The sequence below is a fragment of the Streptomyces uncialis genome (assembly GCF_001905345.1).
Lineage (GTDB): Bacteria > Actinomycetota > Actinomycetes > Streptomycetales > Streptomycetaceae > Streptomyces > Streptomyces uncialis.
On sequence record NZ_LFBV01000010.1, the window covers coordinates 546,857 to 559,868 of the forward strand.

Here is a 13,012-nt window from a genome sequence, read left to right on the forward strand (position 1 = left end):
CTGTGACCGACAAGAGGCTCTGGTCGTACAAGGACATCGCCGCTCACATCCGCGTACAGCCGGACACCGTCCGCTCGTACCGCAAGCACGGCCTGATGCCCCCGCCGGACGTGGTCGAGAGCGGCAAGTCCTATTGGTACGCGGACACCATCCGGACCTGGGTGGCCTCAAGGCCGGGATACCGCTACCGCAGGAGCGGCCGCCAGGAGCAGGGCTGACCCGCCACGCGGGCGGGACGGGCCTGGGGCGCCCGAGGCCGCGGGGCGCTCCGGGCCCGTTGGGCGCGTTGGGCGCGACGGACCCGGGGCACCCGGAGCCGCAAGCCGCCTGCCGCCTACCACCTGCCGCCTGCCGCCCGCCTCCGGACAGCGGACATCCGCATCCGGCACCGCCGCACCCTCCGCAACGGCCCCACCAGGAGTAGCCTCACGCACCGATGGGCCACCTCGGACGCGCACGGCCCCCGCGGCACCGCCGCGCCCGGCCGGCCGCCGTATGCGGACCGGCCACAGGGTCGCCCCGCACTCGCTCCACACCTTCTGGCTTTATACCCCCTAGGGGTATAGTCTGATGAGTGTCGGGAGGAACCCGCGACACAGGAACCCCCGGCACGCCGTGCGGCGCGGGCACCACCCGCACCGCCACCCGACCCGACCGACCCATCCGAGGAGCAACGACATGAGCGCCCAGACCCAGGACTCCGTGACCACGGTCTACCAGGTGACCGGGATGACCTGCGGCCACTGCGAAGGCGCCGTCACCACCGAGGTCTCCGCGCTGCCCGGAGTGAGCTCGGTGAAGGCGGTCGCCGCCACCGGCCAGGTCACCGTGATCTCCGCCGCCCCGCTCGACGAGGAGGCCGTACGGGCCGCCGTCGACGAGGCCGGCTACGAGCTGACCGGCCGCGCCTGATCCACCCCGCCGGCGTCCCCGCCCCGCGCACCCCGCCCGATGAACCGGGTCGGTGCGCGGGGCCGACGCCGTCACCCCGCGCGCGTACCGCGCGCCCCGGCCGCACCGCCCCACCTTGAGCAGCGCCTTCAGCAGCACGCCTTCCGCAACACCCCTTCACCATCAACCCTGAGCAGCGACCTCAGGGCCGCATCCGCCCGGCGCGCCACACGCCCGCGGCACGGTCCGTTTCCGGGAGTCGGACATGAGCAGCACCGCACCAGAGGCACCCTCCGGGACGCCCGGCACCTCCGGGGCGCCCCCGGCGTCCGCGACCACCGCGACCAGCTCCCCGGACACCCCGCTGTCCCAGGTCGAGCTGGTCATCGGCGGCATGACGTGTTCCTCATGCGCCGCACGCGTCGAGAAGAAGCTCAACCGTCTCGACGGAGTCACCGCCACCGTCAACTACGCCACCGAGAAGGCCAGGGTGACCTACCCGGCGGCCGTCGAGGTGGCCGACCTGATCGCCACGGTCGAGCGGACCGGGTACACCGCCGAGGTCCCCCAGCCGCCCACGCCCGAGCCCGGCACCGCCCCGGACGGCACGGGCGACGCGGACACCGGCACGAGGGCGGGCGGCGACGAGCTCGCCGCCCTGCGCCAGCGCCTGCTGGTGTCCACGGCACTGTCGGTGCCCGTGGTCCTGATGGCGATGGTCCCGGCGCTCCAGTTCGACAACTGGCAGTGGCTCTCGCTGACGCTCGCCGCCCCTGTCGTCGTCTGGGGCGGCCTGCCGTTCCACCGCGCGGCGTTCACCAACGCCCGGCACGGCGCGGCCACCATGGACACCCTGGTGTCGGTCGGCACCCTGGCCGCGTTCGGCTGGTCGCTGTGGGCGCTGTTCTTCGGGCACGCCGGGATGCCCGGTATGCGGCACGGCTTCGACCTCACCGTCTCGCGCACGGACGGCTCCTCCGCGATCTATCTGGAGGTCGCGGCGGGCGTCATCACGTTCATCCTGCTCGGCCGCTATCTGGAGGCCCGTTCCAAGCGCCGCGCGGGTGCCGCGCTGCGCGCCCTGATGGAGCTCGGCGCCAAGGACGTGGCCGTGCTGCGGGACGGCGCCGAGGTACGGCTCCCGGTGGGTGAACTCACCGTGGGCGACCGTTTCGTCGTCCGGCCCGGCGAGAAGATCGCCACCGACGGTGTCGTGGTGGAGGGCGTGTCCGCGGTGGACGCGTCGATGCTGACCGGGGAGTCCGTCCCGGTCGACGTGCGCGAGGGCGATCCCGTCACCGGCGCCACCGTGAACGCCGGGGGCCGGCTCGTGGTGGAGGCCACCCGGATCGGCGCCGACACCCAGCTGGCGCGGATGGCACGGCTGGTGGAGGACGCCCAGAACGGCAAGGCCGAGGTGCAGCGCCTCGCCGACCGGATCTCGGGGATCTTCGTCCCCGTCGTCATGGTCATCGCGCTCGGCACCCTGGGCGGCTGGCTCGCGGTCACGGGTGACACCGCCTCGGCGTTCACCGCGGCCGTCGCGGTCCTGATCATCGCGTGCCCCTGCGCGCTGGGGCTCGCGACGCCCACCGCGCTCATGGTCGGCACCGGGCGGGGCGCCCAGCTCGGCATCCTGATCAAGGGACCGGAGGTCCTGGAGTCGACACGGCGCGTGGACACGGTGGTCCTCGACAAGACCGGCACGGTCACCACGGGCCGGATGACACTGCGGGACGTCATCGTCGCGCCGCGACCGGAGGCCACCGGCACCCCCGAGGAGGCCGCTCAGCGGCTCCTGAGGCTCGCCGGAGCCCTGGAACACGCCTCGGAGCACCCCATCGCCCAGGCGATCGCCACAGGGGCCGCGGAGCGCGCCGGGGCGCTGCCCGTACCCACCGCCTTCGAGAACGTCGCCGGGCTCGGCGTCCGGGGCGAGGTCGAGGGCCACCAGGTGCTGGTGGGCCGGACCCGGCTGCTCACGGAAGCGGGCGTCGAACTGCCCGAGGCGCTGTCCCGGGACCTCGCCACCGCCCAGGCCGAGGGCCGTACGGCGGTCGCCGTCGCCTGGGACGGGACCGCGCGCGGGGTGCTCACCGTCGCCGACGCGGTCAAGGACACCAGCGAGCAGGCCGTACGCGAACTGCGCGCCCTCGGTCTGACGCCGGTCCTGCTGACGGGCGACAACCAGGCCGTGGCCGCGTCCGTCGCCCGCGCGGTCGGTATCGACGAGGTGATCGCGGAGGTCATGCCGGAGGACAAGGTCGAGGTCGTACGGCGACTTCAGGCCGAGGGCCGGACGGTGGCCATGGTCGGTGACGGGGTGAACGACGCCGCCGCCCTCGCCACCGCCGACCTCGGGCTCGCCATGGGCACCGGCACGGACGCGGCGATCGAGGCGAGCGATCTGACCCTGGTCCGGGGCGATCTGCGGGCCGCCGCCGACGCGATCCGGCTCTCCCGGAAGACGTTGTCCACCATCAAGGGGAACCTTTTCTGGGCCTTCGGCTATAACGTTGCTGCACTGCCTCTCGCGGCGGCGGGACTGCTCAATCCGATGATCGCGGGGGCGGCCATGGCTTTCTCATCGGTTTTCGTGGTCACGAACAGCCTGCGACTGAGGACATTCCGGTAACTATCCCCGGGGCCCTTCACAGACCCCACGCAACATCCTTACGCTTGAGCCCCGATCGCCATAACGGGGCTCTTGCGCAGGTAGATGGACATATGCAGGAGACATAGATCACAGCTCTCTCGACGTAACCATCGAGGATGCTGGTGAGTCTAAGAAGGCGATGCCAGAAACGTCTTGGGGGGCGTTTCTGACATCGGGGATGTCTTGGGGGACATCCCCGAAGTGCGTTGCCGGGGCACGTGCACCGGGGAGCTTTGAGCGGCCCTCCCGTGCGTACGGGTCCCGGCAGGCCGCAGTGGCACATACCCCAGCAGCAAGCGCTGCCCAAGAACGCCCGGCCGGATCCCGTGGGGGGAATCCGCACCGGGACAAAGGAAGGCGCCCCGACTGTCAGCCCGTGGGGGGACTGGCAGGGGGGCGCCTTCCGCCTGTTCGGGGTGGAGCGAGGACGCCCGGGACGCTACGCGGCGCGGCATGGCCCCCTCGCGGATTCCCCGGCCCCTTCCGGCCCTTACCGGCTCCCGAGCCTTCCTCCCTGGCCTCGCGACGGCCACGGGGCCGCGTACGGGCCTCTGACGGGCTCGCGGGAGTGGCACGCGGGAGCGGGGGCGCCCTTGGACCCTGCGACGGTCCCACGACCGGGGTTCCGAAGTACCCGACTGCCCGACCGCACCGCACGCCTGACTGCCCGACGCCTGACGCGGCACCGGCACCGGCACCGGCACCGGCACCGGCATCAGGCATCAGGCATCAGGCATCAGGCATCAGGCATCAGGCACAACGAAGATCGGGCACCGCGTAGGCGGTGCCCGATGAGTACGGTTCCCGGCGGGTCCGCCGGACGGAGGTGGCGGCCTTCGGGAACGACGGCGCCCGTGCGGCGCCGGAAGAGCCGGGCCCGACGTGTGCGCGTCGGGCTCACGGCTCCGGTACTGCCGGCGGGTGGCCCACCGGCGGAACGGCACCCGGGGTGGAGTGGGGGTTCACCGCCCCCGGACCGGGCGGTACCCCTTCCTCCACACCGCGTACCGGTGGTTCGGCACCGGCCCGCGGCTCAGCTGGGGCCGGTACCGGTCGCGCGGCCGTGTCTTCCCGCGTCGGCCGTGCGTTCCGGTACGAGCGGGTTCAGCGCTGCTCGACCGGCACGAAGTCGCGCTCGACGACACCCGTGTAGATCTGGCGCGGGCGACCGATACGGGAACCCGGCTCCTTGATCATCTCGTGCCACTGGGCGATCCAGCCGGGCAGTCGGCCGAGCGCGAAGAGCACGGTGAACATCTCGGTCGGGAAGCCCATGGCCCGGTAGATCAGGCCGGTGTAGAAGTCGACGTTCGGGTAGAGCTTGCGCTCGACGAAGTAATCGTCGGCCAGCGCGTGCTCCTCCAGCTTGAGCGCGATGTCGAGCAGCTCGTCGGACTTGCCGAGCGCCGACAGGACATCGTGCGCCGCCGCCTTGATGATCTTCGCCCGGGGGTCGAAGTTCTTGTAGACGCGGTGCCCGAAGCCCATGAGCTTCACGCCGTCTTCCTTGTTCTTCACCTTGCGGATGAAGGAGTCGACGTCGCCACCGCTCGCCTGGATGCCCTCCAGCATCTCCAGCACGCTCTGGTTGGCGCCGCCGTGCAGCGGGCCCCAGAGGGCGGAGATCCCGGCGGAGATCGACGCGAACATGTTCGCCTGCGACGAGCCGACCAGACGCACCGTGGACGTCGAACAGTTCTGCTCGTGGTCCGCGTGCAGGATGAGCAGCTTGTCCAGCGCGTTGACGACCACCGGGTCGAGGTCGTACTCCTGCGCGGGGACCGAGAAGGTCATACGCAGGAAGTTCTCGACGTACCCGAGGTCGTTGCGCGGATAGACGAACGGGTGACCGATCGACTTCTTGTACGCGTACGCCGCGATCGTGGGCAGCTTGGCGAGCAGCCGGATCGTGGAGAGGTGACGCTGCTTCTCGTCGAACGGGTTATGGCTGTCCTGGTAGAACGTGGACAGCGCGCTGACGACCGACGACAGCATCGCCATCGGGTGGGCGTCGCGCGGGAAGCCGTCGAAGAACCGCTTGACGTCCTCGTGCAGCAGGGTGTGCTGGGTGATCTCGTTGCGGAAGACCGAGAGCTCGTCGACCGTGGGGAGTTCACCGTTGATCAGCAGATAGGCCACCTCCGGGAAGGAGGAGCTCTCCGCAAGCTGTTCGATGGGGTATCCCCGGTACCGGAGGATGCCCTCCTCACCGTCGAGATAGGTGATGGCCGACTTGTAGGCGGCTGTGTTCCCGTAGCCGCTGTCCAGTGTGACCAGACCCGTCTGGGAGCGCAGCTTCCCGATGTCGAAGCCCGCATCGCCGACGGTGCTGTCGATCACCGGATAGGTGTACTCGCCGTCGCCGTACCGCAGTACTACAGCGTTGTCGCGTTTCTCGCTCACGTCTTCCCTCACCGACGTAGTGCCTCATCTTCGAGGTGCCCTGACTGTCTCTACCATCCCCCATTTGGCGCAGGAGAGTGCACTCGGGGTCGACCATTGGGCCAGTTGGCGGCACTCAGTGCCGCCAGCCTGCCCATCCTGCCCCCTTCGCCCTGGTTCCGGAAGCCTCGTGTGACCTTTCCGACTCGTTTGATCGATCAAACCGCCCGATGGGTGTCGGAACGGTCGGATCACTCCTACGGGCCGGACCGGACGGACAGCCGGAAGTCCAGCGCGGTGCATCGGCGCCCCGCCGACACCGTGCGCACCGCTTGGCCCAGAGCCTTGCGGGAACCCACGAGGACGACAATCTTCTTGGCGCGCGTCACAGCCGTGTAGAGCAAATTCCGTTGCAGCATCATCCAGGCACCCGTGGTGACCGGGATCACTACGGCCGGATATTCGCTCCCCTGCGAACGGTGAATGGTGACGGCGTAGGCATGGGCCAGTTCGTCCAGTTCGTCGAAGTCGTACGGCACCTCCTCGTCCTCGTCGGTGAGCACCGTCAGCCGCTGTTCGTCCAGGTCCATCGAGGTGACGACACCGACGGTGCCGTTGAAGACACCCGCGACGCCCTTCTCGTAGTTGTTGCGGATCTGCGTGACCTTGTCGCCGACGCGGAAGACCCGGCCGCCGAACCGCTTTTCCGGCAGGTCGGGGCGGCCCGGGGTGATCGACTGCTGGAGCAGGCCGTTGAGGTTTCCCGCCCCGGCGGGCCCCCGGTGCATGGGCGCGAGCACCTGCACATCGCGCCGGGGATCGAGCCCGAATTTGGCCGGAATCCGCCGCGCGGCGACATCGACAGTGAGCTTCCCGGCCTCCTCGGTGTCCTCCTCGACGAAGAGGAAGAAGTCCTTCATGCCCTCGGTGACGGGCGGCAGACCGGAGTTGACGCGGTGCGCGTTGATCACCACACCCGACTCCTGGGCCTGCCGGAAGATCCGGGTCAGCCGCACCGCGGGCACGGGGCCGCCCTCCGCGAGGAGGTCCCTCAGCACCTCGCCCGCGCCGACGCTGGGCAGCTGGTCCACATCACCGACGAACAGCAGATGCGCTCCCGGCGGCACCGCCTTGACCAGCTTGTTCGCCAGCAGCAGATCCAGCATCGACGCCTCGTCCACGACCACCAGATCGGCGTCCAGCGGACGCTCCCGGTCGTACGAGGCGTCGCCGCCGGGCCTGAGTTCGAGCAGCCGGTGCACGGTCGACGCCTCGGTGCCGGTCAGTTCGGCGAGGCGCTTCGCGGCGCGCCCGGTGGGGGCCGCGAGCAGGACCTTCGCGCGCTTGGCGCGGGCCAGCTCCACGATGGACCGGACCGTGAACGACTTGCCGCACCCCGGGCCGCCCGTCAGTACGGCCACCTTGCGGGTCAGCGCCAGCCTGACGGCCTCCCGCTGCTCCGGCGCGAGCTCGGTCCCCGTACGGTCCGCCAGCCAGGCCAGGGCCTTGTCCCACGCGACGTCCTGGAACGCCGGCATCCGGTCCTCGCCGGTGCCGAGCAGCCGCAGCAGCTGTGCCGACAGGGAGAGTTCCGCCCGGTGGAACGGCACCAGGTACACCGCCGTCACCGGATCGCCCTCCGGGCCGGGCACCCGCTCGCGGACGACGCCCTCGTCCTGCGCGGCGAGCTGGTCCAGACACTCGATGACGAGCCCGGTGTCGACCTGGAGGAGCTTCACCGCGTCGGCGATCAGCCGTTCCTCGGGGAGGAAGCAGTGCCCCTGGTCGGTGGACTGGGACAGCGCGTACTGGAGGCCCGCCTTCACCCGCTCCGGGCTGTCGTGCGGGATGCCCACGGACTGTGCGATGCGGTCGGCGGTGAGGAACCCGATGCCCCACACATCGGCGGCCAGCCGGTAGGGCTCGTCACGGACGACGGTGATCGACCCGTCGCCGTACTTCTTGTAGATGCGGACGGCGATGGACGTGGACACCTCGACGCTCTGGAGGAACAGCATCACCTCCTTGATCGCCTTCTGCTCCTCCCACGCGGCGGCGATCTTGCCGGTGCGCTTGGGTCCGAGGCCCGGGACCTCGATGAGGCGCTTCGGCTCCTCCTCGATGATCCGCAGGGTGTCGACCCCGAAGTGCTGGGTGATGCGGTCGGCGAAGACCGGGCCGATGCCCTTCACGAGGCCGGAGCCGAGGTAGCGGCGGATGCCCTGCACGGTGGCGGGCAGCACGGTCGAGTAGTCGTCCACATGGAACTGCTTGCCGTACTGCTGGTGGGAGCCCCAGCGGCCGCGCATCCGCAGCGACTCCCCCACCTGGGCACCGAGCAACGCCCCCACCACGGTGAGCAGATCGCCGCCGCGGCCGGTGTCCACCCGCGCGACGGTGTAGCCGGTCTCCTCGTTGGCATACGTGATCCGTTCGAGGACCCCTTCCAACTCCGCCGGATTCGCCATGCCAAGACGCTACCTCCCGCCGCTGACACCCCCGGCCGCGCCGCATGTCCACGCATGCCACGACACGCGCCCCGGCCTGCTTCGGCCCTGCCGCGCGGGAGGGCGCACGCGGGAGGGCAGCCGGAGGGCACACACTCGGCGGAGGCCACCTGACGAGGGCCACCGTGACAAGGGAGAGAAGACGGATGGACGACACGTACACGTACGACCTGCTGGTCGTGGGGTCCGCCAACGCCGATCTGGTGATCGGGGTGGAACGCCGTCCCCACGCGGGAGAGACGGTGCTCGGCTCCGACCTGGCCGTCCATCCCGGCGGCAAGGGCGCCAACCAGGCGGTCGCCGCCGCCCGTCTGGGCGCCCGGACCGCGCTCCTCGCGCGCGTGGGCGACGACGACCACGGACGCCTGCTCCTCGACAGTCTGCGAACGGCGGACGTCGATGTCTCCGAGGTACGGACGGGCGGTGCGCCGACCGGGGTCGCCCTGATCACCGTGGACCCGTCCGGCGACAACAGCATCGTGGTGTCGCCCGGCGCCAACGCCCGGCTGACGCCCGCCGATGTCCGTGACGCGCTGCCGGCGCTGCGCTCCGCGCGGGTGGTCTCCGCGCAGTTGGAGATCCCGCTCGACACGGTCGGCGAGGTGGTGCGGCTGCTCGGCCCCGGCACCCGGTTCGCGCTCAACCCGTCACCGCCCGCGCCCCTGCCGCCCGAGGTCCTCGCGGCGTGCGACCCGCTGATCGTGAACGAGCACGAGGCCCGTGTCGTCCTCGGGGACACGGGTGACGGGGCGGCGGCCGGTGAGCGGTCGGAGGACTGGGCCCGGGGACTGCTGGCCCTGGGGCCGCGCTCCGTCGTGATCACCCTGGGCGCGGAGGGCGCCCTGGTCGCCGACGCACGCGGGACGGCACGGGTGCCGGCGGTGCCCGTGTCGGCGGTCGACACCACGGGGGCGGGGGACGCGTTCACCGCCGCACTCGTCCGACGGCTCGGCGCCGGGGACGACCTGCCGACCGCGGCGGCCTACGGGGCGCGGGTCGGGGCCGTCGCGGTGACCCGGCGGGGTGCGCAGGCGTCGTTCCCGACGGCGGACGAGGTCGCGCGCGCCACCGCCGGGTGACGGGACGCCTGAACGGGGGTGCCGGGGTGCCGGGGTGCCGGGGTGCCGGGGTGCCGGGGTGCCGGGGTGCCGGGGTGCCGGGGTGCCGATCGGGAGGCTACGGCGGGCCGGTCGCGTGCCGCAGATAGCGGTCGACGGTCTCCGTCAGGACCTCACGGCCGTCCCTCGCCCACAGCGAGTCGCTGAACAGCTCCACCTCGACGGGCCCCGAGTATCCGGCGGCGTCCACCCGCGCGTGCCACTCGCGCAGGTCGATGACACCGTCCCCGAGCTGACCGCGTCCGTTGAGGACACCTTCGGGCAGCGGGGTGACCCAGTCCGCGAGCTGGAAGGCGAACACCCGGCCCGACTCCCCCGCGCGCGTGAGCTGCGCGGGGGCCCGGTCGTCCCACCACAGGTGGTACGTGTCCACGCATACGCCGACCTGCCGGGCGGGAAAGCGTTCGGCGAGGTCCAAGGCCTGCTCCAGGGTGGACACCACGCAGCGATCGGAGGCGAACATCGGGTGCAGCGGCTCGATCGCGAGCCGTACGCCACGGTCGGCGGCGTACGGGGCGAGCGTGTGCAGGGCGGCGGCGACCCGTTCCCGGGCGGCCCCCAGGTCGCGCGCACCGGGCGGCAGCCCTCCGGAGACCAGGACGAGCGTGTCGGTACCGAGCGCGGCGGCCTCGTCGACGGCGGCGCGGTTGTCGGCGAGGGCGTCGGCCCGCACCGAGGGGTCGGTCGCCGTGAGGAAGCCGCCCCGGCACAGCGTGCTCACCGTGAGGCCCGCGTCCCGCACCAGCCGGGCCGCGGCCTCGACCCCATGGGCCCGTACCGGCTCGCGCCACAGACCGACCGAGCCGACCCCCGACGCCACGCAGGCGTCGACCAGTTCGGGCAAGGACAGCCCGCGGACGGTCATCTGATTGAGGCTGAACCGGGCCAGGGCAGCGGTGTCGGAACGGCGCCGGGAAGGGCCCTGGGCGCCCGTGTGCGGCTCCGGCGCCCCGGCTCCGGGGTGGGAGGCCGGTCGGGCGGTCATCGCTCGACCCCGTGCAGGGTCAGGAGGGTCCGCATCCGGTGCTCGGCGAGACCCGGGTCCGGGAACAGGCCCAGACCGTCCGCCAGTTCGTAGACCCGGGCGAGGTGGGGCAGGGACCGTGCGGACTGGAGGCCGCCGACCATCGTGAAGTGCGACTGATGTCCGGCGAGCCAGGCGAGGAACACCACGCCGGTCTTGTAGTACCGGGTCGGCTCCCGGAACAGCTGACGGGCCAGCGTCACGGTCGGGTCGAGCACCTCACGGAACCCGGCCGTGTCACCGTCGTCCAGCAGCCGGAGCGCGATGGCCGCCACGGGCGCCAGCGGATCGAGCACCCCCAGCAGCGCGTCACTGGTGTGCGTCCCGTCGCCCGCGATGAGCTCCGGGTAGTGGAAGTCGTCGCCGGTGTAGCAGCGCACCCCGTCGGGCAGTCCGCGGCGCAGCTCCCGTTCACGTCCGGCGTCCAGCAGCGAGACCTTGACGCCGTCGACCTTCCCGGGGTGCGCGGCCACCACGTCCAGCAGGACGTCCGTCGCCGCGTCGGGATCGGGCGAGCCCCAGTAGCCCGCCAGCGCCGGGTCGAACATCGGTCCCAGCCAGTGCAGGACCACCGGCCGCGTCACCTGGCGGAGCAGTTCCCCGTAGAGCGCGCGGTAGTCGTCGGGGGTCCGCGCGGCGGCGGCCAGCGCGCGGGACGCCATCAGGACCGCGCCCGCACCGGCCCCTTCGACCACCGCGAGCTGTTCCTCGTAGGCGGCGCGTACCGCCGCGAGGTCGGCGGGGCCGGTGAGCTGGTCAGTACCCGCGCCGCAGACGATCCGGCCGCCGACCGCACCGGCCTCGGCGGCGGACCGCCGGATCAGTTCGGCGGCGCCCGACCAGTCGAGGCCCATGCCCCGCTGCGCGGTGTCCATGGCCTCGGCCACGCCGAGGCCGTGCGACCACAGATGGCGGCGGAAGGCGAGGGTGGCGTCCCAGTCGATCGCGGCGGGATCGTCAGGTCCACGGTCCGCGAGCGGGTCGGCCACCACATGGGCCGCCGCGAACACCACACGCGAGGTGAACGGTTCGGCGGACGTGGACGGGGACGGGGACGGGGATAGTGGCGGCGACGAGGGCGGGGACTGGGAGCGCGGTGAGGTTCGGGGCGGGTACGCGCGCGTGGCGGGCGAGGTGTAGGGACGCAGGACACCGTCGGCTCCGGGCAGCGACAGGGTCACAGGGTCAGCTCCGGGACCTGGACGCGGCGGCCCTCGGCGGCGGACCGCAGACCCAGTTCGGCGAGCTGCACACCGCGTGCCGCCGCGAAGAGGTCCCATGTGTACGGGGTGTCGGCGCACACATGCCGCAGGAACAGCTCCCATTGAGCCTTGAAGCCGTTGTCGAAGCCGGCGTTGTCGGGGACCTCCTGCCAGTCCTCGCGGAACGCGTGGGTGACGGGTACATCGGGGTCCCAGACGGGCTTGGGGGTCACCGCGCGGTGCTGCACCCGGCAGCCGCGCAGCCCGGCGACGGCGGAGCCCTCCGTGCCGTCGACCTGGAACTCCACCAGTTCGTCCCGGTTCACCCGCACCGTCCACGAGGAGTTGAGCTGCGCGACCGCTCCGCCGTCCAGCTCGAAGATCCCGTACACGGCGTCGTCGGCCGTCGCGGTGTAGGGCTCGCCCTGTTCGTCCCAGCGGCGCGGGACGTGGGTGACGGCGAGTGCCTGTACGGAGCGGACCCGGCCGAACAGTTCGTGCAGGACGTACTCCCAGTGCGGGAACATGTCCAGGGTGATGCCGCCGCCGTCGCGCGCGCGGTAGTTCCACGACGGACGCTGGGCCTGCTGTTGATCGCCCTCGAACACCCAGTATCCGAACTCGCCACGCACCGACAGGATTCGGCCGAAGAAGCCGCTCTCCACAAGCCGTGCCAGCTTGCGCAGGCCGGGCAGAAAGAGCTTGTCCTGGACCACCCCGTGCTTGACGCCCGCCACGCGCGCGAGACGGGCCAGCTCCAGGGCGTCGTCGAGGCCGGTCGCGGACGGCTTCTCCGCATAGACGTGCTTCCCGGCCGCGATGGCCTTCTTGAGGGCGTCCACGCGCGCGGAGGTGACCTGCGCGTCGAAGTAGACGTCGATCGAGTCGTCCGCGAGGACGGCGTCCAGGTCCGTCGAGGTGTTCCCGGGGTCCAGTCCGTGTTCCCTGGCCAGGGCGTGGAGCGCCGCCTCGCGGCGGCCGACGAGCACGGGTTCCGGCCACACGGTGGTGCCGTCACCGAGATCGACCCCGCCTTGCTCGCGGATCGCGAGGATCGACCGGACCAGGTGCTGACGGTGGCCCATACGGCCGGTCACACCGTTCATCGCGATCCGTAGTGTTCTGACGCTCATCGGCATCCCTCCGTACCGCCGCAGGCCGGACCGGCTTGCCCGCGAACATGGACAGCAAGCGCTTTCTAAACCCGGGACACTAGCCCGCGCGGGGAGCAC

General features: G+C 71.7%; 9 protein-coding genes. 4 read left to right on the forward strand and 5 right to left on the reverse strand.

From position 1 onward, the window contains the following. Positions 1-2 precede the first annotated feature (2 nt). From AB852_RS32560 to AB852_RS32570, 3 genes are all read left to right on the forward strand, one after another. Positions 3-218: a helix-turn-helix transcriptional regulator gene (locus tag AB852_RS32560; protein ID WP_073793780.1), complete on the forward strand. Its 216-nt coding sequence runs from the start codon at positions 3-5 to the stop codon at positions 216-218. A gap of 460 nt (positions 219-678) precedes the next feature. After that, positions 679-912 (forward strand): heavy-metal-associated domain-containing protein, encoded by a 234-nt coding sequence (locus AB852_RS32565; RefSeq protein ID WP_073793781.1) that lies wholly within the window; start codon positions 679-681, stop codon positions 910-912. A gap of 244 nt (positions 913-1,156) precedes the next feature. Further along, complete coding sequence (locus AB852_RS32570) at positions 1,157-3,526, forward strand: heavy metal translocating P-type ATPase (protein ID WP_079185080.1); 2,370 nt, start codon at positions 1,157-1,159, stop codon at positions 3,524-3,526. A gap of 1,125 nt (positions 3,527-4,651) precedes the next feature. Here the strand turns inward: AB852_RS32570 and AB852_RS32575 are convergent. Both AB852_RS32575 and recD2 read right to left on the reverse strand, forming a co-directional pair. Further along, on the reverse strand, positions 4,652-5,962 hold the full coding sequence (locus AB852_RS32575) for a citrate synthase (RefSeq protein ID WP_178391172.1): 1,311 nt from the start codon (positions 5,960-5,962) through the stop codon (positions 4,652-4,654). 224 nt (positions 5,963-6,186) lie between these two features. Next, complete coding sequence (gene recD2 / locus AB852_RS32580) at positions 6,187-8,397, reverse strand: SF1B family DNA helicase RecD2 (protein WP_073793783.1); 2,211 nt, start codon at positions 8,395-8,397, stop codon at positions 6,187-6,189. Between the two features lie 185 nt (positions 8,398-8,582). Between recD2 and AB852_RS32585 the strand changes: the two genes are divergently transcribed. Beyond that, positions 8,583-9,515 (forward strand): ribokinase, encoded by a 933-nt coding sequence (locus AB852_RS32585; protein WP_073793784.1) that lies wholly within the window; start codon positions 8,583-8,585, stop codon positions 9,513-9,515. 97 nt (positions 9,516-9,612) lie between these two features. On the opposite strand, the gene AB852_RS32590 is transcribed toward AB852_RS32585, so the two are convergent. The 3 genes from AB852_RS32590 to AB852_RS32600 form a co-directional block, all read right to left on the reverse strand. Then, a complete protein-coding gene (locus AB852_RS32590) occupies positions 9,613-10,419 on the reverse strand; it encodes a sugar phosphate isomerase/epimerase family protein (protein WP_073794369.1) in 807 nt (268 codons plus the stop codon). 116 nt (positions 10,420-10,535) lie between these two features. After that, on the reverse strand, positions 10,536-11,759 hold the full coding sequence (locus AB852_RS32595) for a dihydrodipicolinate synthase family protein (protein ID WP_073793785.1): 1,224 nt from the start codon (positions 11,757-11,759) through the stop codon (positions 10,536-10,538). Beyond that, positions 11,756-12,913, reverse strand: coding sequence for a Gfo/Idh/MocA family protein (locus AB852_RS32600; RefSeq protein WP_073793786.1), 1,158 nt, complete (start codon positions 12,911-12,913; stop codon positions 11,756-11,758). Before AB852_RS32600 ends, AB852_RS32595 begins: the two co-directional genes overlap by 4 nt. Positions 12,914-13,012 lie beyond the last annotated feature (99 nt).